General features: G+C 56.8%; 24 protein-coding genes. 4 read left to right on the top strand and 20 right to left on the bottom strand.

All coding sequences use genetic code 11. The features are described 5' to 3' along the window. Positions 1-42: 42 nt before the first annotated feature. Entirely contained in the window at positions 43-2,121 is a 2,079-nt protein-coding gene (locus tag N5098_RS09910) for a hypothetical protein (protein WP_267637710.1), read from the bottom strand. A gap of 397 nt (positions 2,122-2,518) precedes the next feature. Next, complete coding sequence (locus N5098_RS09905; protein WP_267637709.1) at positions 2,519-3,343, bottom strand: transcriptional regulator TbsP domain-containing protein; 825 nt, start codon at positions 3,341-3,343, stop codon at positions 2,519-2,521. A gap of 211 nt (positions 3,344-3,554) precedes the next feature. On the opposite strand from N5098_RS09905, the gene N5098_RS09900 reads away from it, so the two are divergent. Continuing rightward, positions 3,555-4,409 carry a DUF6159 family protein gene (locus tag N5098_RS09900; RefSeq protein WP_267637708.1) on the top strand — a complete coding sequence of 285 codons (855 nt, stop codon included), beginning with the start codon at positions 3,555-3,557 and terminating at the stop codon, positions 4,407-4,409. Between the two features lie 27 nt (positions 4,410-4,436). Here the strand turns inward: N5098_RS09900 and cysS are convergent, their stop codons facing one another. Further along, a complete protein-coding gene (cysS, locus tag N5098_RS09895; RefSeq protein ID WP_267637707.1) occupies positions 4,437-5,927 on the bottom strand; it encodes a cysteine--tRNA ligase in 1,491 nt (496 codons plus the stop codon). 121 nt (positions 5,928-6,048) lie between these two features. Here cysS and N5098_RS09890 point away from each other — a divergent pair, with 121 nt between their 5' ends. After that, the gene (locus N5098_RS09890; RefSeq protein ID WP_267637706.1) at positions 6,049-6,570 is read left to right on the top strand and encodes a GrpB family protein; all 522 of its coding nucleotides are present in this window, start codon (positions 6,049-6,051) and stop codon (positions 6,568-6,570) included. Between the two features lie 24 nt (positions 6,571-6,594). Here N5098_RS09890 and argF read toward each other — a convergent pair whose 3' ends face one another. From argF to N5098_RS09825, 13 genes are all read right to left on the bottom strand, one after another. Next, on the bottom strand, positions 6,595-7,530 hold the full coding sequence (gene argF / locus N5098_RS09885; protein WP_267637705.1) for an ornithine carbamoyltransferase: 936 nt from the start codon (positions 7,528-7,530) through the stop codon (positions 6,595-6,597). Beyond that, entirely contained in the window at positions 7,527-8,624 is a 1,098-nt protein-coding gene (locus N5098_RS09880) for a [LysW]-lysine hydrolase (protein ID WP_267637704.1), read from the bottom strand. Before N5098_RS09880 ends, argF begins: the two co-directional genes overlap by 4 nt. Further along, a complete protein-coding gene (locus N5098_RS09875) occupies positions 8,621-9,748 on the bottom strand; it encodes an aspartate aminotransferase family protein (protein ID WP_267637703.1) in 1,128 nt (375 codons plus the stop codon). Before N5098_RS09875 ends, N5098_RS09880 begins: the two co-directional genes overlap by 4 nt. Next, the gene (locus tag N5098_RS09870) at positions 9,745-10,635 is read right to left on the bottom strand and encodes an acetylglutamate/acetylaminoadipate kinase (protein ID WP_267637702.1); all 891 of its coding nucleotides are present in this window, start codon (positions 10,633-10,635) and stop codon (positions 9,745-9,747) included. Before N5098_RS09870 ends, N5098_RS09875 begins: the two co-directional genes overlap by 4 nt. Then, the gene (gene argC, locus N5098_RS09865) at positions 10,632-11,669 is read right to left on the bottom strand and encodes an N-acetyl-gamma-glutamyl-phosphate reductase (RefSeq protein ID WP_267637701.1); all 1,038 of its coding nucleotides are present in this window, start codon (positions 11,667-11,669) and stop codon (positions 10,632-10,634) included. Before argC ends, N5098_RS09870 begins: the two co-directional genes overlap by 4 nt. A gap of 1 nt (position 11,670) precedes the next feature. Beyond that, positions 11,671-12,591 (bottom strand): lysine biosynthesis protein LysX, encoded by a 921-nt coding sequence (gene lysX, locus N5098_RS09860; protein ID WP_267637700.1) that lies wholly within the window; start codon positions 12,589-12,591, stop codon positions 11,671-11,673. A gap of 36 nt (positions 12,592-12,627) precedes the next feature. Next, positions 12,628-12,792: a lysine biosynthesis protein LysW gene (gene lysW, locus N5098_RS09855; protein WP_267637699.1), complete on the bottom strand. Its 165-nt coding sequence runs from the start codon at positions 12,790-12,792 to the stop codon at positions 12,628-12,630. A gap of 75 nt (positions 12,793-12,867) precedes the next feature. Further along, a complete protein-coding gene (locus tag N5098_RS09850) occupies positions 12,868-13,095 on the bottom strand; it encodes a hypothetical protein (protein ID WP_267637698.1) in 228 nt (75 codons plus the stop codon). Next, positions 13,088-14,551, bottom strand: coding sequence for an argininosuccinate lyase (gene argH / locus N5098_RS09845; RefSeq protein ID WP_267637697.1), 1,464 nt, complete (start codon positions 14,549-14,551; stop codon positions 13,088-13,090). The genes N5098_RS09850 and argH overlap by 8 nt, the downstream gene beginning before the upstream one ends. Positions 14,552-14,553: 2 nt before the next feature. Beyond that, positions 14,554-15,792 (bottom strand): argininosuccinate synthase, encoded by a 1,239-nt coding sequence (locus tag N5098_RS09840; protein WP_267637696.1) that lies wholly within the window; start codon positions 15,790-15,792, stop codon positions 14,554-14,556. 251 nt (positions 15,793-16,043) lie between these two features. Next, positions 16,044-16,544, bottom strand: a complete 501-nt coding sequence (locus N5098_RS09835) for a DUF7523 family protein (RefSeq protein WP_267637695.1) — start codon at positions 16,542-16,544, stop codon at positions 16,044-16,046. A gap of 204 nt (positions 16,545-16,748) precedes the next feature. After that, positions 16,749-17,876, bottom strand: a complete 1,128-nt coding sequence (locus N5098_RS09830) for an aspartate aminotransferase family protein (RefSeq protein ID WP_267637694.1) — start codon at positions 17,874-17,876, stop codon at positions 16,749-16,751. Positions 17,877-17,907: 31 nt separating this feature from the next. Then, complete coding sequence (locus tag N5098_RS09825; protein WP_267637693.1) at positions 17,908-18,165, bottom strand: hypothetical protein; 258 nt, start codon at positions 18,163-18,165, stop codon at positions 17,908-17,910. A gap of 372 nt (positions 18,166-18,537) precedes the next feature. Here N5098_RS09825 and N5098_RS09820 point away from each other — a divergent pair, with 372 nt between their 5' ends. Then, entirely contained in the window at positions 18,538-18,723 is a 186-nt protein-coding gene (locus N5098_RS09820; protein ID WP_267637692.1) for a DUF7554 family protein, read from the top strand. 102 nt (positions 18,724-18,825) lie between these two features. Further along, a complete protein-coding gene (locus tag N5098_RS09815; protein WP_267637691.1) occupies positions 18,826-19,335 on the top strand; it encodes a 2'-5' RNA ligase family protein in 510 nt (169 codons plus the stop codon). An 11-nt stretch (positions 19,336-19,346) separates the two neighbouring features. On the opposite strand, the gene hisA is transcribed toward N5098_RS09815, so the two are convergent. The 4 genes from hisA to hemH all read right to left on the bottom strand — a co-directional run bounded on the left by hisA (position 19,347) and on the right by hemH (position 23,632). Further along, positions 19,347-20,069, bottom strand: a complete 723-nt coding sequence (gene hisA / locus N5098_RS09810; RefSeq protein ID WP_267637690.1) for a 1-(5-phosphoribosyl)-5-[(5-phosphoribosylamino)methylideneamino]imidazole-4-carboxamide isomerase — start codon at positions 20,067-20,069, stop codon at positions 19,347-19,349. A gap of 102 nt (positions 20,070-20,171) precedes the next feature. Continuing rightward, positions 20,172-21,110, bottom strand: coding sequence for a methyl-accepting chemotaxis protein (locus tag N5098_RS09805; RefSeq protein WP_267637689.1), 939 nt, complete (start codon positions 21,108-21,110; stop codon positions 20,172-20,174). 100 nt (positions 21,111-21,210) lie between these two features. Further along, on the bottom strand, positions 21,211-22,563 hold the full coding sequence (gene hemG, locus N5098_RS09800) for a protoporphyrinogen oxidase (RefSeq protein ID WP_267637688.1): 1,353 nt from the start codon (positions 22,561-22,563) through the stop codon (positions 21,211-21,213). Between the two features lie 19 nt (positions 22,564-22,582). After that, complete coding sequence (gene hemH / locus N5098_RS09795) at positions 22,583-23,632, bottom strand: ferrochelatase (RefSeq protein WP_267637687.1); 1,050 nt, start codon at positions 23,630-23,632, stop codon at positions 22,583-22,585. Between the last annotated feature and the right edge of the window lie 186 nt (positions 23,633-23,818).

Below are 23,818 nucleotides of genomic sequence, written 5' to 3'. Positions count from 1 at the left end.
CTCTTTCTCGTGAGAGTATGGTACGGGCTGGTATTTGGCGGCTCACGACCACTCGATAGCTTCGTGTTGCTGTAACTGTCCGTCCACGACAACGGGAGTATCGACAGCCGACAATGTGTCGTCGAGCGTTTCCCTATCGACATTGAACGCGGCTGTTGACGGAGCGAGGTAACCCTCTTCGGGGTCGACCCTGTGTACAATAACGGAGCCAGCCTTGTACTGGGAAAACCCACCAGTGTAGGTTTCAATTGTAAGTCGGTAGTCGTCGCCGCGTTCCTCGATGTAGTCCAGATGTGGTGGCCCATCTTTGGGGTGGGCGAGAATGGCACCATGGTTGCCGACGACAGTATACTGTCCACCGATAGGCGTCGTCTGACGGAGAATCTCTTGACAAACACCGAGTGGGAAGCCATCGTTGAGCAACTGACAGACAAGACCCCCCGCTTCGAGCGCATACTTGTTCGAGACGTCGCCGTGGGTAACGACACCGCCCAAACTCCCTGTCTCGACGAGCCCCTCGCCCTGCTTGAATGACTGACACGCGTTCAAAAAGAACATCTCAACCTCATTTTGCTGGAGAGTCTCGGTATCGAGGTTCCCGTCGGGACACTCCAACCCTTCGGAGGTCGCATGGCCGATGAAATGGAGATAATTGGTTCCCTCCGCGATAAGCTGCCGGAGTTCTCTGGTTGTCACTCCGGACTGTGCGTCGATAGCAAAGGGGAGGTCATCGCGTGGGTCGATGATCTCCTGTACCTCGGCCAGCTCCTTGTCCATCGACGCCTCATTACAGACGACGGTCACTGTCAACCTTGTCGGGCTGTCCGCCTCGCCCGTTATGGGACGTTGATTTCGGTAGCCGTCGAGAACGACTGCAGCCGCATTCAACGGAATCCCCGCGCCAATCCAGAGTGTCTGCTGGCTTTCGGTCTTGGGTACATCAATGTATTTGGCCCGGTCGTCAAAGACCAGCGACGTAGAACGGCTCTTTCCTGCATTCTGAGAGAAGGCAGACAATACCTTTTCTCGGGCCTCGTCGCCGCTATATCGTGGTGGGTCTGCTGGCTTGATGAGCCCAAGCTCGGGGGCCAGATATGGCAAGGCTTCAACCGCAGTGGAACCTGGTTCAACGAATGCTGTGAGTGGCAATGCGGGCATCACTTCAGACAACTGCTCGGTATCGGCCTCAAGATACGACTGCAGCCGCTCTTGATGTGATTGCTCGTACAGATGTTCATACTGCCACTCACGTTCTGTCGCGGCATCGAAGGCGTTTCGATGGTGCAAGTTGAACGGGTACAGCCCCTCTGTCCTGACGAGACAGTCCATGTAGAAACACGTTTGTAGGAGTGATTGAACGGCAGTTGAGATGTCATCTTCGGGGGGCGTGTACGTGAATCCGTCCGCGGTCTGGAGCGTGAACTGCTCACCCGGCTTTACCCGTGCCAGTAGGTAATACGCCAGCGGTGCAACACTCAACACTGCAGGCAGCTCCGGTGGCACGGTTAGTGTTACGCCAGCTTCCGCTTTCGAGAGCGACGAGGGAATTGAGAGACTGTTTCCAACGCGTAATGCCGGGGGATACCCTCGGAGCGTCGGAAAGGCCCGTTCGGGGGAGGCGGTGGTCATTGCATCCCCAAAATACGATAGCGCCTCCATCAGGTCGTGAGGAGACTCTGTAACGGTAATCGTCTCTTGTGGATAACATTGCCAGGCGCGTGCACCGATGGTCAGCTGTGCTTTCTCACACTTGATTCTGGTTTCCGTATTGTTATCCGCATACTCAAACGGTCCTTCAACCCGGATGTACGTCTTGACAGGTGCGTCTATCTCTATAAAGTGTACACCGCTGTCGAATGCATACCTTTCTTGTTTGGCGTTGGGTCTCTCGCGGATTTCGCCACTTTTGTCACGAATATTGACACCGTAGCTCTGGGCCATCCGGATTATCTCGGTATCGAGATGGACGGCCTCGGTGATCGGTGCTGGAAATGACTTGCAAGCAGCTGGTGTGATTGTGCCAGCGACTGTCGAAATCACATACTGCTGGTGGGAAACAGTGTCCCGAATTGCGATCTCATTACCGTCTAACTTGTCAAACTCTACGCCTGAATCAGCCATATATCACGAACATCGGTCTCAGAATTTATACACTTTCTGTCGGAAAAGATATGCTTTATCCATCTGTGAGATAAGATTAATCTATAGTCTAATTACTCTTCTATATCAACCTCCGTTTTATATTCACAATATTGAATACTTGATATTTCATATAATTTATTAGTATTTTATTTTGTAAATTTTATTAAGTATCTTTTCACCACTTGCTGTGGAAGATGTATGTGCAATGTTAACATACAAATCTTTCTGGCAGATTAGAACGCATAGATGGCGAGTCATCCTTCTGGTGCTCGTAGCGGTCGTACTGCTACAAGTTACGACAGGGACAGCAGTCGCTGGTGGGGGGGCTGGATACTACGGTCCATAAAGAAACTGACAAGTTTCTATGTCAGTTTCCCTACGGAAGGACACTCTGCACGTTGGCAACGAGTTCGTCGGACGAAAGCGATTCGAACGTTTCCTTGGCGAGCGTAAGACGTTGACGCGGCCTTCCAACGCCGATGTTCTCGCTTGTCGTCGACACCACTCCAACATCTTCGAGCTGCTGTTTCAACTTTGAAACGGTGCCTTGGGTCGCGAGTGTCGATGTCTCCGCCCACTCGACTACGTCACGTAACAACAAGTCGTGCTTTGCCCCAACAAGCAGACCGACTGTCACTGGTTCCGGTCGATCGTCAGGTGCACGACTCTCGATTGCCCCGTACGCGTTGTCGAGATCTGTTTTGACATCTGTTCCCAGGTTGTGTTCCGCAAGCGATAGTAACCGGGAATACGGTGGCGTGTCGACTGACACCGGAATCGCTATCTCCCATTCATTGTCGTACTTCTCCCAAAGCCGCTCTGTAACTGCCTCGTTCGTAATTTCGATCTGCACGGCTTCGTTACCGTGAACCGGGAGCAGTGATACTGCTTTCTCCGGACTTAGCAGCACTGTTGGCGTGTTTCCAGCCGTCTCTGTGCTGGTTCGAACGGACAGATGGTCGTCTGCGGTTAGTTCGCTCATCTTCGTTGCGATGAGGAAGTCTTTCTCCAGGTCTTTGAGTGTCTGGGAGTCACTAAGCCACTCTACCGTTAGGCCGACTCCGTCGTCCCCCTGAAGCGTGTCGATTACAGCCATCAAGAACTGCTTATTCGCACTCCGGACTCGCCACTCGTCGACGTGGGAATCCACAATGTGATTTCTCACACAGTGAGAGTACGAACGGATTTCAATAGAATCCATATCCATTTAACAGCGATTATCTCGAATAAATGTGTCGGTATGTCTAATATCCTTACAATTAATTAACCTCATCTTTTATTGTAATGGTATTTTGTATTACACTTAACGAAGTGCCCGTTCACTCGTAGCTGGTGCTGTGGTGGAATCATCTTGTCTCTGGGTGCGAAAATACCCCTAGAGTTATATACGAACATGTGACATACGAGTCGATATGCGATTATTACAGCGACTCAAAACAGGACTCGTCTTGACCAAAGACAGCCTTTCGCTGATGAACAACAACCGGTCACTCTTCGTGTTCCCGGCTGTCGGTGGCATTGCTGGGCTAACGTTTCTCGCTCTCTTTTTCGGAGTGACGTTCGGTCTACTGGCTGTCACGATGGACGGGGTGATGATTGTTGGATTGTTCTTTAGCTACCTTGCGCTCACGTTCGTGACGACTTTCTTCAGTGCTGGGCTGGTACACCAGACTCGGGAAGTACTGGGTGGAAACGATGCGTCGCTGAAGCGAGGCATGGCTGCGGCGTGGAAAGTCAAAGGCCATCTGTTCGTCTGGTCTCTAATCAGTGCGACAATCGGCCTGCTCATCAACGCCATCGAGAACTCTGAATCTCGGGTTGCCCGTCTTCTTGGCACGATATTCGGTGTTGCATGGACGTTGATGACGTTCTTTGTCGTTCCCGTCATCGTCTTCGAGAAATCCTCGACGACAGGACTGTTCAAACGGAGCGCAGAGACATTCAAACAGACCTGGGGCGAAGCGCCAATAACGCTTGTCGCAATCAACATTGTCGGGGCCATCGTTGCGGTGCCGTTCGTGTTGCCCGGTATCTATCTTATCAACACTGGGGTCGGTATCGTCGGTATTGGGTTGGTTCTTTCCGGTGTCTTGCTCTCGTTCCTTATATCTCAGACTCTCCAAGGCGTTGTCAAAACTACGCTGTACCTCTATGCGAGAGACGGGAAACGACCGGAGGAGTTCGACAACGTCGACTTTGATGATCTCACAAACGAGTCTGCCGGCCGGTCCACAACACAGACTCCCTCATACGGTGGCGTTCAGTAACTGAACAGGCGTTGTCGACACCGTTACTCAGGGGAGACGGTAGTCGACGCCGTTGCCTGTATCTTGTACCTCTACTCCAAGCGCTTCGAGGTCATCACGGATAGCATCAGCCTGTTCGTAGTTGCCGTCGACACGCTCTTGTTCGCGCACGTCAAGCACGAGGTCAACGAGGTCTTCGGCTATCGATACGTCGCTCTCGCCTGCAGCATCACCAAATGCGAGTCCGAGAACGCCGCCACCGAACGTCTCGAATGTCTCAACTGCACGGCGTAACTGGCGGTAGTCGTAGGTCTCGTACTCATCGACGTGGGCGTGAACCGCGGTAACCAATTCGAGCAACGCAGTCATCGCCTTCCGCGTGTTGAAATCGTCGTTCATCGCAGTCTCGAAGGAGTCGCGAGCGGTCGTAACTGCCGTCTGTAGCTCGTCATCCCCGACTTTTGTTTCAGCGTCGACCGAGTCGGCGGCGGCAACCGCTCGTTCGTAACCCCGTTCGAGGCGGTCCCACCGTTCGATAGCTTCCTCGATTGTCTCGTCGCTGTAGGTTGCCGGACTGTGGTACGCGGTCGACAACAAGAACGTTCGCACGACGTTCGGGCCGTAGCTCTCGACGGCCTCGGCAACAGTTTCGAAGTTCCCCATCGAGGAGGACATCTTCTCATCATCAGGTGCATCGAGTAAGCGAACATGGAGCCAGTAGCGGGCGAAGGTGCCGCCAGTTGCGGCCTCGCTTTGGGCGATTTCGTTTTCGTGATGGGGGAAGACAAGGTCTTGCCCGCCCACGTGGATGTCGATAGTTTCGTCGAGGTGAGCCATGCTCATCGCCGAGCACTCGATATGCCAGCCGGGCCGCCCCTGTCCCCAAGGCGATTCCCACGTTTGGGCTGTCTCCGCCGCTGTTTTGGCTGTCGTAGCCTCCGGATGCTGGTGGTCCGCAATCTCTTCGGGACTGACGCCACCAGCCTTCCAGAGCGCGAAATCTGCGGGGTTGCGCTTCTCGGCTTGCTCGGTTGTCGTCCCCTGTGCCTCCATCTCATCAATATCTTGATTCGAGAGTTTGCCGTACTCGTCAAACGAGGCCACGTCGAAGTACACTGAGCCGTTTGATTCGTACGCGTACCCCCGTTCGATGAGCGTCTCCACAAGCTCGATAATCTCAGGGACGTGTTCGGAGACGCGCGGATACACTTCGGCCCGACGCAAGTTGAGTGACCGCATGTTCTCGATGATGTCGCCGACGTATGACTGAGCGACTGCTGCTTCACTGTCGCCATCTTCACCGACACGAGCGACGATTTTCTCGTTGACATCGGTGAAGTTCTCGACATGGTGAACGTCATAGCCAAGCCACTCCAGCCAGCGGTGCATCACATCGACGTGAGCCCACCCGCGAGCGTGCCCCAGATGTGCCGGGTCTGCGGTCGTCAGGCCACAGTAATACAACAAAACGGAGTCAGCGTCTGCTGGCTCGAAGACCTCTCGTTCGCCGGTGAGCGAGTTTGTCACTCGAAGCGTCATTGCCCGTATCTACGTGGGCGAGTGTTTGAAACCTGTGGTACTATCTCGGTCTGTCTCTGTAAGTACCGACACAGAACGTTCCGTTCCAAAGAACGATGAGTCATAGATACTACATCGGAGTATGGTCGGGCTTGAACGTGGCACGGTCGAACTTCGGGCACACCAGGATGAATGGCACGACAACTACCTTAAAGAAGCAAACCGACTATTACCTGTAATCCAAGAACATATTATATCTATCGAACATGTAGGAAGCACAGCCATTGACGGAATACCGGCTAAACCAATTATTGATATCTTGATAGTTGTCGACGACAACGAAACAGCCCATAACCTCGCCCCGATTCTAGAGCGACATGGATACGAACAGCGGCCCGACGAAGACGTACAGGACCGACTGTTCTTTGTGAAGGGACCACGCACAAACCGCACACATTATTTATCGGTGACAGCACAACACAGTACGTTCCATACGGAGCAAATTGCATTCAGGGAGTATCTCCGCGAGAACCCGGCTGTTGCCGAGGAGTATGCCGCCCTGAAAGTGGAGTTGGCCGAGCAGTATCCAGACGATAGAACGAGATACACAGCGAACAAAAGCGAGTTTATCCAGCGCGTCCTTGATGATGCGGTGTCTGATTGACTCAGCCTCTCGGTGCTGTTCGCTCTATTGGTTGTCCAGCCACGCCAACAGCCCATTCTGTGCGTGGAGGCGGTTTTCGGCTTGCTGCCAGACAAGGGCGTTTTCACTTTCGAGTGTCTCGTCGGTAATTTCCTCGCCGCGGTGGGCTGGGAGACAGTGCATTATTGGACGGTCATCAACGAGGTCTGGTGTGACTTGGAATCCTTCGAACGCGGCCAAGCGCTGGTCACGCTCGTCGTCCATCCCCATGCTGACCCAGACATCAGTATAGATGAGGTCTGCGTCCGCAACAGCGGTCTTAGGGTTGTTGGTTTCTTGTGGCGCGTTGCCCAACTCTGCTGCGTGGTTGGCCACCTCGTCGTCAATCTCGTACCCTTCTGGTGTTGCAATTGTCAGATCAAGGCCAGCCATCGCTGCACCGAGTGTAAAGGATTGACAGACGTTGTTGCCATCGCCGACCCACGCCACGCTGGCGTCAAAACCGTCAAACTGCTCACGGATCGTGAGCAGGTCAGCCAGTGTCTGGCACGGGTGGGCGTTGTCGGTCAGTGCGTTGATAACTGGGACGGTCGCGTACTCGGCAAGCTCGACGACATCGGTGTGGTCGAAGACGCGGGCGATAATGTAATCTACGTACCCCGAGAGCGCCCGTGCCGTGTCACGAATCGGCTCGCCGTGGCCAAGGTGAATGTCGTCGGGACCGAGAAATACTGCATGGCCGCCAAGCTGTGTCATGCCAGTTTCAAACGAGACACGGGTACGGGTTGATGGTTTCTCGAAAACCATGGCCATGGTCTGACCGGCAAGGGGCTGGTCTCGAAGTCCGGATGCCGTCGCCTTTCGTGCGGCGGCGGTATCGAGGACTTCGTGGAGATCCTCGTGTGTAAGATCGTCAAGAGTTACCAGAGAGCAGTTCTCGTCGGTGTTCGTGTGGTTGTGGCCGGAATTTGCCAGACTCATGGTTCTGTCTCCGTCTGTTCGGTTGGTTCGTTCGACGCGAGCAACTGCTCGGTGGCAGCTGTGAGCACGTCGACTGCCCTGTCGAGTTCAGACAGGACGAGATGTTCGTTCGGCGTGTGGTCGAGTGTGGAATCACCCGGGCCATACGTGACCATTGGACAATCCCAGCTTTTCGCAAAGACGTTCATGTCGCTCGTCCCGGTCTTGCGAAGCAGATCAGGGTCGCCGCCGGCGTCACGGATGGCGACACGGAACGCACGAGCGACTGGCGTGCGTGGACTCTCCATCACCGGCTCGATGCCATCTGTCCACTCGATACTGCCCGAATCAGTCATTGATTCGATACGTTGTTGCAGGGTCGTGACGCTCTCACCCGGCGGCAGGCGAAACTCCACTTCTATTGTTGTCTCAACTGTCATCCCGTCATCGGAGGGACTGCCGTCAATCGCAACTGGCTTGCCGGTCACGCACTCGAAGGTCTCGGTGTCGCTTGCTAGCTCTGTCAGCCCGTGCTCGATGTGGGTGTACCAGTCAATTACCTCCTGGATAGCGTTGGAATCGGGTCCTGCGGTATGGGTTGTGTCGGTCGCAAGCGTGTACGTCGCGGTCACGATGCCGCGATAGCCAAGTGTGATTGCGTCCCAACCGGAGGGTTCGCCGTTGATGACCGCGTCGGGGGCATCCCGCGTGTCGACTGCATGGCGGGCCCCGCGAGAGTCCGTCTCTTCGCCGACAACACCGAGAAAGCTCGCGCCAGTCTGGACGGCGGCGACAGCCATCGCGACGAGTGAGCCTTTTGCATCGACACTTCCCCGCCCCCACAGTGCCCGATTACCGTTTTCGGTCTCAGCAACACGGACAGGCACCGTTCCGGGAACGGTGTCGATATGTGAGGTGAGGAGGACGCCGTCGTCGGCTGGTGCGTGGACATTGCCGACTTCGTCTGTCCAGACCTCGCGGTCGTGGTTTTCGAAGAACGTGACGAGTTGCTCCGTGCAGGCTTTTTCTTCGCCACTCACAGACGGCGTTTCGACCAGTGTGACAAGCAAGCCGCGTGCCGTGGACTGATCAGGCATCGCCATCGTGTCACTCATGTAATCACCGCCCCGAGCGCATTGACCGCCCGGTCGATGTCTGCCTCGTTTACGACCAGCGGCGGGAGAAGCCGGACGACCGTCCGCCCGGCGGTCAAGACGAGTACCTGATGGTCTACCGCCAACTCGCGGGCGACAGCACCGGCGTTGCCTTTCAGTTCAATGCCAACCATCAGTCCGTCGCCACGCACATCCCGGACCGCGTCGCCGAGCTCACGTTCGAGAGACTCACGCAGGTATGTGCCCATCTTCGCCGCGTCGTCCGCAATATCGTCATCCTGCAGTGTCGAGACAGTCGCGTCGGCGGCAGCAGCAACGACAGGATTACCGCCAAACGTCGAGGCATGTGAGCCGTAATCCTCGGCAATCCAGTCCCGACACAGCGTAGCGCCGATTGGCAGCCCGTTGGCAAGTCCTTTTGCGCTCGTCACTATATCAGGGATAACGCCAGTGCGCTCACAGGCCCATAACTCACCTGTCCGGCCAAGACCGGTCTGTATCTCGTCAAAAACTAACGCCGAGCCACTTTCATTGGTTGCCTCACGAGCAGTCGTCAGGAACTTCTCGGTGGCTGGGTTGACACCTCCTTCTCCCTGAATTGGCTCAAGAATGACTGCAGCGGTGTCGTCATCGACCGCCTTGGCTAGGGCCTCGCTGTCGTTGTAAGGGACAAACTCGACGTCGTCGAGAAGCGGTTCATACGGCTGTTTGTACTTCGACTTCCAGGTCGCTGACAGCGCGCCCATTGTCCGCCCGTGAAATGCCTGCATCGTCGAGATAATCTTTGCATTACCCGTCGCCGAGCGGGCGAACTTCAGCGCTGCCTCGACGGCCTCTGCCCCGGAATTACAGAGCCAGACGTTGTCAATACCGTCCGGTGCGGCCCCACCGAGGGTCTCGTAGAGTTGAGTACGGACACCGACCGGATACGACGCCTGTACGTAGGCAAGCTTTGAGACCTGCTCGGTGACCGCTGTCTCGACTGCTTCGTGGCTATGACCGAGCGGGACACAGGCGTAACTTGCCCCAAAATCTAGATACTCGTTTCCATTGTCATCGGTGAGCAACAACCCGTCGCCACTCTCGACTTGAATCGGCTTCGTCGCGTAGATGAAGTCACTCATGCGGTATCAACCTCCATACTTTCAGTGTTTGTTAGACAGCACTCCTTGTCCAGTGCCTCGGGGTGGACATGTGTGCCGTCACCCGTGAGGGCTCCCGTTACTGGCTTTGTCGCCCCGCCGTCGGCGACGATTGCCTCTGGTGCACCGTCCGAGAGCGCGTTCTCGATTGCCATCACTTTCCGACTCATGAATCCTTCGGCAGCGTCTGAAAGCATTTCCCAGTCGGTGGGCGTTTCGACTGTCTCTACGACTGATGTCGCGTCGTCGGGGTCCGTACAGATTCCCGGGACATCGGTCAAGAAAACGACTGTCGCATCGAGCGCTCCAGCAATCGCTGCCGCCACACCGTCGGCGTCGGTGTTTACGGCTGTTATCTGCCCGTCCTGTTCGTGGCCAGCCATCGGTGGGCAGACGACCGGCGTATACCCGTCCGAAAGTAGCGAGCTTAGCAGGTCGGCATCTACCGACTCTAGTCGACCGGAGTGGTCGCCGCGGCGTATCTTCTTCTTTCCGTCATCCAGTACGCGTACTGCTGACGTACGCGGTCCGGTGAGGAGCCCGCCGTCTACCCCAGAGAGGCCAACTGCATCGACTCCTGCCGACTGGAGGTCCGTGACGAGTTCCGTGTTCAAGAGGCCAGGGAGGACCATCTCGAAGACCTCCATCGTCTTTTCATCAGTGAACCGCCCGACGACACCTTTGGGTGTTTCGACGTACTCCGGACTCTGTCCCAGCTGTTCGAGCGTGTCGTCGACAGTTGTCGAGCCGCCGTGGGTGACGACAACCTCCGTTCCTGCCTCGACAAGCTCGGCTACGTCATCAAGGACTTCTGTTGGGTTCACAGCCCGGGCACCACCGATTTTGACGACGATAGTCGATGCAGTCATGGTGCACCCACCGGGTGAAGTCCACGCTGTGTCAGCCCTGTCTTCTCGTCGATGCCGAGTGCGATATTCGCAGCATGGACGGCCTGCCCTGCCGATCCTTTCATCATGTTGTCGATAGCCGAGAGAACGACGATGCGCTCACTTTCAGGGTCGAGTTCGAACCCAATCTCGGCGCGGTTTGTTCCGGCCACGGACTTGGGCTCAGGGTAACGGTAGACGCCGCCACCGCCAGCAACGAGATCGACGAACGGCTCCTCGTCGTACGTGCCGCGGTAGTCTTGCCAGAGGTCGGCTTTCGATACCGGTTCCTCGGGAAAGACGTGACACGTAGCCGATGCGCCACGAACCATATCGACAGCATGGACGCTAAAAGCAACGTCCAGCCCAAGGAACGCCGAAATTTCGGCCTCGTGACGGTGGCCTGCCGGCGCGTAGGGACGGACGACTCCCGACCGTTCAGGATGAGAGGCAGCTTCACCTCCACTCGCACCGCCTTCACTTGACCCGACTTTCACGTCCACAACGACCTGTTCGTCGCCGTCGAGTACCCCGTTCTCGACCAGTGGCAAGAGCCCAAGTATCGTCGCCGTCGCGTTACAGCCGCCCGCGGCGATGAACGCGGCACCGGAGAGTTTCTCACGGTTGAGTTCGGGTAACGCGTAGACGGCGGATTCGAGCAGTTCGGGACAGCTATGTCCGTCGTAGTAGTCGTCGTAGAACGATTCCGCAGGCAGTCTGAAATCCGCTGAGAGGTCGACAACCGTGTCGGCAGCGTCTTGGAAGCGGTCAATATCGCTCATCGACACCCCATGGGGGGTCGCCGCAAACAGCGTATCCACACTCTTGAGGTCATCCGGGCTCGAAAACCGCAGGTCAATATCGCGGAGGTTCGGATGGGCATGGCCCAACGTCCGGTTTTCGTTCGACCGGCTGGTTGCCTGCACCAAGTCGAAGTTGGGGTGGCCGACAAGGAGACGACAGAGTTCTCCTCCAGTGAACCCGTTCGCTCCAACGACAGTTGCAGTGTATGTCACGTTAGTCCCCCTCCGTCTGTACGGCTTTACCTGTCATCGTGTCGCTATGCGTGCTTTCGGTCGTGACTGACTCCAGCCAGTCGACGACCGCACCCGGAACGTCGAGCGCGACCGTATCGTTCAGCGCCTTGAACTCGACTGTGTGGTTGATTTCGTGGACGGTGTAGCCGTCGGCAGTCTCGTCGTCGCCAACACCGACTTCCATCAAGTCAATACCAAGCAGTCCGCCGCCGACCGCATCACTCGCCTGCTCAACGAGGGATTTTATTTCGCTGTTGACGGCCAATGCATCCGTTTCAGCACCGTTCGCGGCGTTTGTCACCCAGTGGTCTCCTGTCCGGCTCATCGCAGCGAGTGGCTCGCCGTCGCAAGCAAGGACCCGGATATCACGGCCAGGTTTCTCGACAAACTCCTGAATGTAGAAGACGCTGTGTTCGTAGTGGCCGAGTGTTTCCTTATGTTCGAGCACCGCCTCGGCAGCCGTCCGTGACTCGACTTTTGCGAGGAGACGGCCCCACGAGCCGACGACCGGCTTTAGGACACACGGATAGCCAAACTCTTCGATTGCCGAGAGTGCAACATCAGTCGTAAACGCAACCGTGGTCTCTGGAGTCGGCACACCTGCTGCCTCCAGCGCAAGGCTCGTCTCCACTTTGTCAGCGCAGGTCTGTGCCGTTTCGGCGCTGTTGACGATTGGGATGCCGTAGGCGTCGGCGAACTCTGTGAGGTACGTACTCCGACTGGTCGCCAGACAGCGGTCCAACAGTATATCTACATCGGTCAACGCTGACGGTGGATCCGAGATATCGAACTGCAGGTCACGAACATCTATCTTTTCGACTGTGTGGTCGCGCTCGCGCAACGCCGAGAGCAGCAGTTTCTCGTCGTGGCGGAGACGCGAGTAACACAGCCCGAGGTTCACTGCCACCACCTCCCGTAACGGTCACCAGAGAGCATGTCACTCACCCCAGTCCTGTTGCAGTTCGGGTGCAGTATCCAACTCGGTGGGGTCCACATTGAGGACCTCTAACTCAACACCGCAGGTTCCACAGTCGAGTATCTCTCCAGCTTCGATGTCGTCGTACAGGGACACGTCGGCCCCGCACTCGATGCAATCTACCATTGTGATACCTACTGGGTGAGTGTATGACTTAATACTTTTGAAAATATAATCTGAATTACATTAACACAGTACCGTCTAAGTGTGCCAAAAACCATCAAAAACCGCGCTTTCTGATTCCAACGTCAGAATAATGTCACCATCCCTGAAGAGGGATGGTCGTGGTGGTCGTCGCGCTCGGGCCGATACTGGTGTGTCGAGCCACGATTGGTCAGGCGTCGAGATGGAATCGACCAATTCGGTCGTACCGAGGCACTGGTCCAACAGCGTGCTCGCTGTTGCGTGGTCGGTCTGTATCTCAGACATAGGTTGTCACCGCCGACTGGCGTTGTTGGTGAGCATTTTCGAGCGATTCGTGCTCGGTAACAACCGCGTCACGGTGCTCGTCGAGCACCGCCATGGCGCGGTCAAGATGAGTCGTCACCGTTTCGGGTGCAGGTCCACCCCGCGAGTCGCGGCTGGCGACGCTCCCTGCCGGGTCGAGAACGTGGTTGAGTTCGCCTGTGTCAACATACGCTGTGAGCGGACTGTCGAGTACTGTCTGGGTCACGGTTTCGAGCGTCTCGATGTCCGGTGTGTCGCCTGTGGCTTGTTCGCCGGCGCGGGCGACAATTTCATGCGCCGTCCGGAACGGAACTCCTGCCTGTGCGAGCAGGTCAGCAACGCCGGTTGCTGCCGAGAACCCGTCGCCGGCTGCTGTTTCAAGCGTTTGTTCTTGCCACGTGGCCGTTGAGATGGCTCCGACTGCAACCGCAGTCGCATCTGTCACCGAGTCAAGAGCGTCGAAAGCATGATGACTTGCGCGCTGGAGGTCGCGGTTGTACGCACGGGGTAGCCCTTTCAGCGTTGTCAAGAGACCATCGAGGCCTGCGGTCGCGTCACCGACACGGCCACGAACAAGTTCGAGCGTGTCGGGATTTTTCTTCTGGGGCATGATGCTCGACGTTGAGGCGTACTCGTCGGCGAGGTCGAGATAGCCTTTGTTAGCAAACAAAATTCCATCCTCAGCGAGTCCCGAGAGCGTTGTTCCCAGCCCTGCCATGGCGGCGGTCGTCTCGACCAAGAAGTCCCGGGCGGATGCGGCGTCCATCGCGTTCTCGACGAGACCATTGAAGCCGAGCAACTCGGCTGTGCGTTTCCGGTCGATGTCGAACGGTGTCCCGGCGAACGCGGCAGCCCCCAGTGGCGAACGGTTAAGCCGCTCGTATGCCCCGAGTAGCCGCTCTGTGTCCCGACTCAGCGCCTCTTCGTAGGAACACAGCCAATGAGCCACTGTCGTCGGCTGAGCGGGTTGGAGGTGAGTATACCCCGGCATCACCGTCTTCGTCTGTTCGCTGGCGGTATCAAGTAGGGTTGCACGCGCGCCAACGACCGTTTCGAGCGTCTCGATGATATCTTCACGGAGACGATAGCGGAGACAGGCCGCCACCTCATCGTTGCGCGAGCGGGCGGTGTGCATCCGTCCCCCGGCGGGACCGACACGCTCGACGACGGCTGTCTCGATTGCTTCGTGTACATCTTCGCCGTCGGGAAGTGCGCTGTGTCCCGCCGTCTGTATCGCTTCAAGTGCGGTAAGAATCTCGCTGGCGTCGGTTTCGTCGATAATCGCTTGCTCGGTGAGCATCACAACGTGGGCGCGGTCGACGGCTAGGTCTGCCGTGAAGATGCGTTTGTCAGCAGCCAGCGAGGAGAGAAATGCCCGCGCAGGGCCACCACTAAACCGGTCGCGGCGAACGACGCTTTCCTCCTGGTCTTTGTTCATTGTCAGTCCGTTTGGGGTAGTTCAAGCGACTCCTCAGCTTCTTCTGTGCCGTCCTCACTGACGCGGTTTGCCAGACGCGACTGGAAGCCGTGATATTTTGCGACGCCCGTTGCGTCTGCCTGTTCGATACCGCCGGTCACGTCTGCTTCGTTGAACGAGGCTGCGCTCTCGCTGTACACTGCGTGTGGACTCTCGCGGGAGACCGCACGACAGTGACCACCTTCGATTTTAACCGTGACGCTCCCGGTGACACGGTTCTGTGTCGTCTCAACAAACCCATCGAGGGCATCGACGAGCGGCGCATCGACGAGGCCCTCGTATGCTTTCTCGGCCCACTTCTGGTCGACATGGTTTTTGAACTGACGCTCCTCGGTGGTCAAGACTAGTCCTTCGAGAGCTTCGTGGGCTGTCAGTAACACTGTCGCCGCCGGATGCTCGTAGTTCTCGCGCACCTTGAGCCCGAGCATGCGGTCTTCCATCATATCGGTCCGGCCAACGCCATAGGCGCCTGCCTGCTCGTTCAGTGTCTCGATGAGTGTCACTGCGTCAAGCGATTCTCCATCAACTGCGACCGGCATCCCATTTTCGAACGTGAGGACAACGGTCTCGGGGTCGTCTCCGTCGGGGCTGCTTGTCCAGTCGTAGATATCGTCTTCAGGAATCGTAGCCGGATCTTCGAGTTCGGAGCCTTCGACCGAGCGACTCCAAAGGTTCGTATCGATACTGTACTTTCCTTCCGAGCCACCCTCGACGGGCAGGTCGTGATCGTCAGCGTACTCCTGTTCCCACTCGCGAGTAAGCCCGAGTTCGCGGACCGGTGCGATAACCTCCATTCCGGAGTCACGCCAGACCGCCTCAAAGCGTAACTGGTCGTTACCCTTGCCGGTACAGCCGTGGGCGAGTGCTGTACAGTCGTGTTCGAGTGCCACGTCGAGAATTGCCTCGGCGATGACTGGACGGGCAAGCGCTGTTCCGAGCGGGTAACTTTGGTAGGTTGCGTTTGCTTTTACCGACTGCAAGCACAGGTTGGCAAACGCCTCGCGGGCGTCGACAACGTAATGTTCCAAGTCGAGAGCTTTGGCCGTCTCGGTTGCCTCCTCGAACTCAGATTCTGGCTGGCCGACGTCAACGGTGACGCCGATAACTTCGTCGTAGTCGTACTCTTCTTCGAGCAGCGGGACGCATACTGTGGTATCGAGCCCACCTGAAAAGGCGAGCGCGACACGGTTTGTGTCTGTCATATGGATTGGAAACGTGATGGCGATGACCGCCCAAGCTACTGGACGGAAACTGCAAGCCGATACCGGTCGTGGGGAGAAAAATGAGTACGGGCCTAACGGCCCGGTCGTCGCTGTCGAAGTGGTCGCTCGGTGGACTCACTGCCCGGCGAATGACTGCCTAGGAGGTGAGTCCGACTCATGTACTCTCTTCTTGGCCTATCGTCCTACTAATACCTTCCGGTCAGTCTCTTGTGTGGCTATGGCTGACATTGTCATATATCAGTTGCCGACTCTGTGCTTGAACCGACGACAGATTCGACGAGGCGGAGCGTGTCGGGACCGTCGTGTCGGCCAACAACCAGTATGAGCATCTCAGCAGTAAACCCAGCGGCCGAGACGGTCACATCAGCAATTGCACACCGACCGAGAACACGCTGTGCGGTCGTAACTGTCAGGTCGCCGGTCGCGAGAATTGCGGTTAACTCTCCGGTGTCGGGTGCAAACCCAGTGTCGCCGACCACAAGCAGTCCGTGTCCGTCGTCAGCCTCGCCGATTCCACGCTTCATGCGGACACGCACTGACTTGTCCCCAGCTGTTGTATCTGTGACAGCCAGTTCGTCGGCATACCGTCGGAGTGCCACCGTGACCGCATCTGTATCATTCACATCCAGAAAATCTGCCGCCGCAGTGTAGTTGATGATGCCAGCACGCAACGCCTCGTACAGAAACGGATGCTCTCTGACTGCCTCCCTTGTTTCCTCGGCAATCGACATGGGCAACGGTGGCTTGCCGGTAGTATAAACACCTTCGAAGAAACTCTGGAGGCCGGCGCTGTGGCACCCTGTATCTGTCTCAGCCAACGGCTGTGGCCCATCAACCTACGGTTATGACTCGGCCTGTTTTTCGGTGTCTCTCAAGGAAAGCAAACTGATAGTTAGTCTGTGCATACTCTTTTGACGGAAACGACTGCTGTTGGCTCAGTCCAAGACGTTCGAGAGCGCCGTCACCGCGCGCTCGGCGTGTCTTTCCGTGACGACCAGCGGCGGAAGGAACCGGACGACGTGTTTCCCTGCAGTCAGAGCAAGCACCTGTTCCTCGTGAGCGAGGTCGGCGACAACGTCTGCGGCGCTCCCTTCGATTTCGATGCCGACCATCAGTCCCTCGCCCCGAATATCCTGCACTGCATCGCCAAGTTCGCGTTCGAGGAGGTGTCGGAGCGTTTGCCCCACGTCTGCGGCATGGGAAGGTATCTCGTCTGCTTGCAGGGTCGAAACGGTCGCCTCGGCAGCAGCAGCAACGACGGGGTTGCCGCCAAACGTCGAGGCATGAGAGCCGTAATCCTCCGCAAGCCAATCCTGACACAGGGTCGCGCCGATTGGCAACCCGTTGGCCAATCCTTTCGCGCTTGTTACCATGTCGGGGACAACATCGGCTCGTTCGTGGTCCCAAAGGCGTCCAGTTCGGCCGAGGCCGGTTTGTATCTCATCGAAAACCAACGCCGACCCCGTTTCCTCGGTTGCTTTTCGTGCCGTCTGGAGAAACTCTTCGGTGGCGGGGTTGATGCCACCTGCACCCTGTATCGGTTCCATCATCACTGCGGCGGTATCGTCGTCAACCGCGTCGGCTAGCGCCTCGCTATCATTGTAGGGGACAAACTCAACATCGTCGAGCATTGGCTCATAGTGGCTCCGATACTTGTCCTTCCAGGTCAGTGACAGCGACCCCATCGTTCGGCCGTGAAACGCGCCGGTTGTGGCGACGAACTTTGTGTTCCCTGTTGCTGAGCGAGCAAACTTCAGGGCTGCTTCGTTTGCCTCAGTCCCGGAGTTACACAACCAGACGTTGTCAACCCCGTCAGGTGCTGCCTCGGCGAGCGTTTCGTGGAGCTGTCGTCGAGTGTCGACCGGATAGACTGCCTGTACGAAGGTGACATCTGCGAGTTGGTCTTGGATTGCAGACTGGACGGCATCGTGGCCGTGGCCGAGCGGCACGCAGGCGTAATTCCCGCCGAAGTCGAGGTACTCCGTCCCCTCGCTGTCGGTGAGATAGACGCCATCGCCACTGGCTATCTCCATCGGCTTGTGGTCGTAAATGAATCCACTCATCGTCTATATCTACCCATGACCCCCGGGGCGATTATCGTTGTGTTTTGGTCTGCTCTTTGACCGCATCCTCTCGCCCCAGAGGGCAGTTCTCTCTGTCATCGCCCGCTTTATCGGCATTCGATCCTTCACCTGTGTCGTCCGTGACTCCTTCATCGTCACCAGTGCTGTCGTCGTTTTCAGGAGACTCGTCGTCGATGTTATCCTCCGGAGAGTCACCCGGCGTCTCATCCGGGCCGCCAGTCTGATTGCACTGCCCTCTTTCAGGCGTCTTGTCGGAGCAAGACTGCAAGTCTCGGTCACTAGCGGCCCTGTCTCGTCGTCTCCGGCAGGTGTTTGCCCGGCACCTGAGTCAGCGATATCACGAACAACCTCGGCCACTTCGTGGCCAGTGAGTGCACTGGTTCTCTCCTTTTGTATCTAGGCCTCGTCCGATGTCACAGCAGTCTACTAACTCTTCGTGTAGTAAGTAGAGAACCAGTCGGCCCCGACGACAGTGGTGGCTAGCGAACAACCCAGCCAATATGACTCACCATCGGCTTGTTTTGGCGGCTGTATAAACTGTGTTGTGTCCGACCGTGTCGGTAGACTGTTTTCCTGCCTTCCCGTATCGAAAGAAGAAAGCGGGAAAAAAGACTTCAACCTGGCGGAAAAACTGTCGCCCATGCGAGCAAAACTCGACGCCGACACCCTTCTTGAAATAATCTTGGTACTGGTGGTTGTCTGGCTCGTTCTGGCCGTGCTTGAGGCAACGGTCGACCTGCTTGGCAGCGTTCTCAGCCTGCTCCCGAACCTCATTGGCCTCGTTATCGCTGGCCTCATTGTCCTCTGGCTGCTTGACCGGATATAGACGCTGGTGGTGTGTGGCCGGAGCATGCCGGGTGCCTTCCCTGTCTGACTAGGTGTTCGGTGAATCGACGTACTTTTTTGGATTGTTTCCCTTTTCGGGTACGTGTACAGCCTGAACATCCCGGTTCCAGGCCAGATTGCCAGACACGCCTGCGACCTCGCACGGGAACTTCCGAACGCCCACGCACGCCCCCGTGGCTCGCATACACTTGGAGTCAAACGGTTGGTGAACCAGGCTGACGAGCCTTACAGCCGTCTAGAAGCCAAAACCCGAGAGCTACTGGCCGGTCAGCCCGCCTTCGAAACCCGAATCACATCAATCGAATACTTCGCGGATGCACCGACCGGCTCGTCACCAGTCGTCCACTTTCATGTAGAGTCTGCAGAGCTAGAGAGGCTTCACCAGCGCCTTACGACACGTTTTGATCCTGTTGATGAAATCGAAGGCAAGGGGTACTCCCCACACATTACTATTGCCCGCGGTGGGTCACTCGAACGTGCAAAGAACCTTGTCTCCCGCGAGATAGAGGCTGTTACCTGGACGGTCGACGAGCTGATTTTCTGGGATAGCAAGCGCAATCAGTCCGTAAGCTCCGTCTCACTGCCGGCCTGATTTGGCTGTGGCTAATCGAGGGCGTTCTGTGCCTCGGCGAGTGTAAACTGACCCTCATACAGTGCGCTCCCGACTACAACTGCGTCAGCCCCGGCTTTTCGGAGGGAAAGAATATCGTCGACAGTTGCCACCCCGCCGCTGGCAATGACTGGGATATCGACGTTCTCAACCAGCGCTGTGACTGGCTCAGTTCGCACACCACCGAGTTGTCCCTCAACATCGACGTTTGTGAACAGAATGCCGGCAGCACCGAGTTCCTCGTAACGCTTTGCAGCCTCGGCAGGGTCAAGCCCCGTCCCTTCCGTCCAGCCAGAAACGACGACTTCCCCGTCTTTTGCGTCGAGGCTGACGATAACACTGTCCGTGTGTCGCTCGCTGATTTCGCCAACAATATCCGGGGTTTCGACGGCAGCCGTTCCGAGAATAACACGGTCGACACCACGTTCAAGAAGACTAGTCGCGTCCGAAACGGTTCGGATACCGCCCCCAAGCTGTATGGGAATATCGCATGCGTTCTGGATTGACTCGATTGCCGGCGCGTTCGCTCGCTCACCCTCGAATGCACCATCAAGGTCGACAAGATGAAGCGTCTCAGCTCCTGCTTTGACCCACCGAGTCGCTGCTTCGACCGGTTCGCCGTAGGCCCGCCCAGTACCGCGTTCTCCGCCGACGAGCTGGACGACTTGTCCGTCCTGTACGTCGACTGCAGGAATTATTTCGAACTCGGAAAACATACTCATTCCTGTGGCAGCTGCAGGGGAAAACGTGTTGATTGCCGCGTCGTTGTCTTCTTTCGTCAGCGGACAGTGGGACTGTTTCGTTTTTCGCTCTGTCGCTCAGTCGTCAGCGCTTTCGGCTGATTTGACATCTGCGATGAGCATCTCGATCTGGTGGTCAATGTCATTAATCCGCTCGCTTTGTCTGACAACGTCGTCCGCGACAGCGCCGGTTTCGTCGGCAATCTCTTCGGCTTTTGTCACCGAGGCGTCGACCATACTCGCAACCTCTTCGGTTGAAGCGGCTTGTTCGTCGGTCGCCGTTGCCACCTCCGCAATACCGTCAGATACCTCTTCGACGACGCTGTGAATCTCTTCGAGAATCTCGACAGATTCCTCAACCGACTCGATGCCGTCTTCAACGCGCTCGTTGTTTCGGTCGAGACTCTCGACGGCGACCGCCGTATCTTCTTGAATTTGTGATATCATCGACTCGATGCGGCCGGCTTGGTCCTGTGATTCTTCGGCGAGCGACTTCACCTCCTCGGCGACGACGGCGAACCCCTCGCCAGCCTCGCCAGCGCGTGCCGCTTCGATAGACGCGTTCAAGGCCAGCATATTCGTCTGCTCGGCAATATCGTTGATAACATCGACAATTTCGTCGATTTCGTTGACTTGCTCTTGGATTGTCCGGACGTTTTCGGCGACCTCGTCAGCTGCCTCGTTCACGTCACCCATCGACTCGCTTACTTCTGTTGCCGTCTCTTGGCCCTCCTGTGCGAGGTCACGGGCCTCGCTGGCGGCTGAGGATACTTCTTCGGAAGAAGAGGCGATCTCTTCGACCGACGCCGAGAGGTTGGATATCTCCTTTGAAACCTGTTGAATGTCGTTGTACTGTTGTTGGGAGCCGTCTCGAATCTCGTTAATTCGGTCGGCGATATCCCGTGCAGCTCCTTCCAGGTCGGCGAGCGAATCCTGTATCTCGTCTGCCTCACCGTCGACTGTGTCGGCAGTGCCCTCTTTCGTGTCTAGCTCTCCATGCCGCTGACGGTCACTCATACTGTATACTCTGTTTCAGCCGGAGGTATAAATAGGCCACCTCACGAATTTCACTATCGATAACGAGAACACAGCAGGTGTCTTGGCAACGCAGTGATTGTCAGTCGTCGGCCGGTGTTGAGACGGTCGTCTCTGCCGATGCTGTCCCGTACTCTAGCGTTGCGAGCTCATCTGCGAGCTGACGTGCCTCGCGGACACGGCTTGGAATACCCATCCGGGCGGTGTAGTTTGTCGCCATATGCACGTCGGTTGGGAGGTCGATATCGTCCAGCAGCCACCACGAGCTGTCCCACGCTGGGAACCCAACATCGAGTCGTTCGACCGTAATAACTGACGCTGCAGTTCCAACTGCCTCTTTGAACTCACGAGTTGCTATCTCGCCGAGACGCTCATCAGATGCTTGGAGCAGTTCCGGCTCGTGCATCCCACCGAGGAAGACAGTCTGGACGCCGTCCCGGCCAAACATCTGGCTGTTCCAAGAGACACCTAACGTGTGCAACTCCTCGCCGTAGCCTACTTGGTATCCCTTGCCGACCCAGTCGTGGTCAGCTTCCAAAAAGACCATCGCGAGAGGGTTGTACCGCAGATTGTCGAGTTCATCAGTGCCGTCTCCGAGGTCGGACAACAACTCTCCTGCGATGTCTGCTGGTGTTGTCACAACAGCTTGGTCGACCTCGTAGCTCTCATTGGCCGTTTCGAGGTAATACGGCCCGGAACCGTCTTTCGCCTCGACACGGCCGTCATCGACCGGTTCAATGCTAGTCACTGGCGTGTCGAGATGGACACGGTCGCTATATGTGTCACAGAGGGCGGCCGGCAGTGTCTGGTTCCCCCCTTCGAAGGTGACCGGCGGAGCCGAGTGGCCGCCGCCAACCCGCTTTCGGAACGCTTGGAGCAAGCTACCCGCTTTTTGTTCCTGCGCCAGCAAGCCTTCGAGCGCAAACGCCGCCGGCATTTCCATCGGGTCAGAGCCATATATACCGCCATACAGTGGCCCGATGAACTTTTCGTAGGCCTCTTGGCCGAACTTCCGCACGAACAACTCACCGGCACGTTCTTCGGGGCTGCCATTGTCGGTGAGCGGTTCGGCGACCATCCGTGCTTTGCCCCGCCACGACAGTAGGTCCGTTTTGAAAAACGCTGACACTGAAAGCGGGGCCTGCCCGAGTTCGCCGTCTGCATAGACGTAGAGGTCCTCTTGTTTGGCCTCGACGAACCTATCCGCAACGCCTGCGGCGTCTGCGAGTTCGGCGACACCCGGCGTCTTACGCATTCGCTGTGGCCCCGCTTCAAGTATATGGCCGTCAACCTGTTTTGTCGAGATGACACCGCCCGGCTCGTCAGCGGCCTCTAGCACGATGCTATCGACACCCTGCTCTGCGAGATAATGTGTGAGCGCTAGCCCGGTGATGCCTCCGCCGATGATGCCGACAGTGTGGTGTGTTTCTGTCATTGGCGTTTCTGGTACCGCTTCAGTCACTTCGGGGTGCATTCAGACACATCGTCCCTGGCTCGTCCCGGCACTGACACTGCCGGTACTGGTAGTATTCAGGCTCGAAATCGGCGAGGAACGGTTCGACAAGGTCTGCAAACAGTTCACCTAGGCGTGCGTCGTCATGTGGAATCGGGACACGATAGAACTCTTGGTTCTCGTCGATTGCATCCTCGTCGAGTTCGATGTCGAGTTCCGACAGCGTCTCGCTTTGTTCATGGAGGAAGCTGACGGGGTCGACGACGACTCGGTCGTGGTCGAGTTCAGCGACGAGGTCCTCGGTTTCGGGTTCCGTCCACGGAATATCCCGGTTTCCGTGGTTCTGATACCCCAGATGATACTCCTCAATTCCAAGCATCGAGGCGACTGTCTCACAGAACTCCTCGACGTAGATGTCGTAGCGACTCCCCTCATCGAGATAGTGGGCGGGGGTACCGTGTGCCGAGAAGACGAACGCGGTTTCAGGGTCACTCAGGTCGAGGCCGTGTTCATCGACGACTGACCGGATTGCGTCGGCACGGACGCGGTTATACGTCGGGTGTTTGTGCCAGCCAGTAATTCCTTGAATCTCGACATCGAAGTCGATGTTCTCGGCTGCCTCTTCGAGTTCATCCAGCGCGAGAACGTTTGTCGACGGCCCACACAAGGGATAGACTGGGAGTCCAATCAGCTTCTCGATACCGTCGTCGCGCGCGGCCTCGACAGCGTCCTCGATGAACGGTTCAGTGTACTGCATGCCGTTATAAGCGGTCACATCGTAGCCACGGTCTGCAAGGGACGACTCAAGCAGGTCGCCCTGTGTCCCAGCTTGCTCGTTGAGCGGAGAGCCCCCAATCTCCTTGTACTCCTCGATCAGGCCGGGAGCACGGCGCTTTGCGAGCTGTCTCGCCCGCTCTTTTGCTTCCTCCTTGGTGTCAGCCTCTTCGAGGTCCGCGTTTGCGTAGAAAATGCGTTCGAGATACGCGACGACGCGGTCTCGTTCCGGCTCGGCCGGTTCGCCGAAGTTTAACAGAGCAATCCCGGTTTTCATATCGAGGCCTTGGACTATACCAAAGTAGTTCTGTCGCTTATTCCCGTCTATCGAAATACTCTCAGTCTTCACGATACACCCCAGCTACATGAATTCGTTCTAATATGCTTGTCAAACATGAGGGGTGCTGACGGCATTAGTTATGCGCATGGGTAATTATTTTAACGTAGACGTAGTATGAGTATG

Origin of the sequence: Halovenus rubra (assembly GCF_026586665.1) — an archaeon.
GTDB lineage: Archaea > Halobacteriota > Halobacteria > Halobacteriales > Haloarculaceae > Halovenus > Halovenus rubra.
Note: the sequence above shows the minus strand (reverse complement) of the source record. Positions and strands in the feature narration are given on the sequence as shown.

What these genes read in the sequence shown, in the direction of transcription:
- N5098_RS09870 (WP_267637702.1), bottom strand. Translation starts at nt 10,635, where the DNA reads ATGACTGCATCGACTATCGTCGTCAAAATCGGTGGTGCCCGGGCTGTG.
- N5098_RS09900 (WP_267637708.1), top strand. Translation starts at nt 3,555, where the DNA reads ATGCGATTATTACAGCGACTCAAAACAGGACTCGTCTTGACCAAAGAC.
- N5098_RS09850 (WP_267637698.1), bottom strand. Translation starts at nt 13,095, where the DNA reads ATGTCTGAGATACAGACCGACCACGCAACAGCGAGCACGCTGTTGGAC.
- N5098_RS09875 (WP_267637703.1), bottom strand. Translation starts at nt 9,748, where the DNA reads ATGAGTGACTTCATCTACGCGACGAAGCCGATTCAAGTCGAGAGTGGC.
- hemG (WP_267637688.1), bottom strand. Translation starts at nt 22,563, where the DNA reads ATGACAGAAACACACCACACTGTCGGCATCATCGGCGGAGGCATCACC.
- N5098_RS09830 (WP_267637694.1), bottom strand. Translation starts at nt 17,876, where the DNA reads ATGAGTGGATTCATTTACGACCACAAGCCGATGGAGATAGCCAGTGGC.
- N5098_RS09840 (WP_267637696.1), bottom strand. Translation starts at nt 15,792, where the DNA reads ATGACAGACACAAACCGTGTCGCGCTCGCCTTTTCAGGTGGGCTCGAT.
- lysW (WP_267637699.1), bottom strand. Translation starts at nt 12,792, where the DNA reads ATGGTAGATTGCATCGAGTGCGGGGCCGACGTGTCCCTGTACGACGAC.
- N5098_RS09880 (WP_267637704.1), bottom strand. Translation starts at nt 8,624, where the DNA reads ATGAGTGACACGATGGCGATGCCTGATCAGTCCACGGCACGCGGCTTG.
- N5098_RS09890 (WP_267637706.1), top strand. Translation starts at nt 6,049, where the DNA reads ATGGTCGGGCTTGAACGTGGCACGGTCGAACTTCGGGCACACCAGGAT.
- argH (WP_267637697.1), bottom strand. Translation starts at nt 14,551, where the DNA reads ATGAACAAAGACCAGGAGGAAAGCGTCGTTCGCCGCGACCGGTTTAGT.
- hisA (WP_267637690.1), bottom strand. Translation starts at nt 20,069, where the DNA reads ATGTTTTCCGAGTTCGAAATAATTCCTGCAGTCGACGTACAGGACGGA.
- N5098_RS09910 (WP_267637710.1), bottom strand. Translation starts at nt 2,121, where the DNA reads ATGGCTGATTCAGGCGTAGAGTTTGACAAGTTAGACGGTAATGAGATC.
- argF (WP_267637705.1), bottom strand. Translation starts at nt 7,530, where the DNA reads ATGAGTCTGGCAAATTCCGGCCACAACCACACGAACACCGACGAGAAC.
- N5098_RS09905 (WP_267637709.1), bottom strand. Translation starts at nt 3,343, where the DNA reads ATGGATTCTATTGAAATCCGTTCGTACTCTCACTGTGTGAGAAATCAC.
- hemH (WP_267637687.1), bottom strand. Translation starts at nt 23,632, where the DNA reads ATGAAAACCGGGATTGCTCTGTTAAACTTCGGCGAACCGGCCGAGCCG.
- N5098_RS09835 (WP_267637695.1), bottom strand. Translation starts at nt 16,544, where the DNA reads ATGTCGATTGCCGAGGAAACAAGGGAGGCAGTCAGAGAGCATCCGTTT.
- cysS (WP_267637707.1), bottom strand. Translation starts at nt 5,927, where the DNA reads ATGACGCTTCGAGTGACAAACTCGCTCACCGGCGAACGAGAGGTCTTC.
- N5098_RS09805 (WP_267637689.1), bottom strand. Translation starts at nt 21,110, where the DNA reads ATGAGTGACCGTCAGCGGCATGGAGAGCTAGACACGAAAGAGGGCACT.
- N5098_RS09820 (WP_267637692.1), top strand. Translation starts at nt 18,538, where the DNA reads ATGCGAGCAAAACTCGACGCCGACACCCTTCTTGAAATAATCTTGGTA.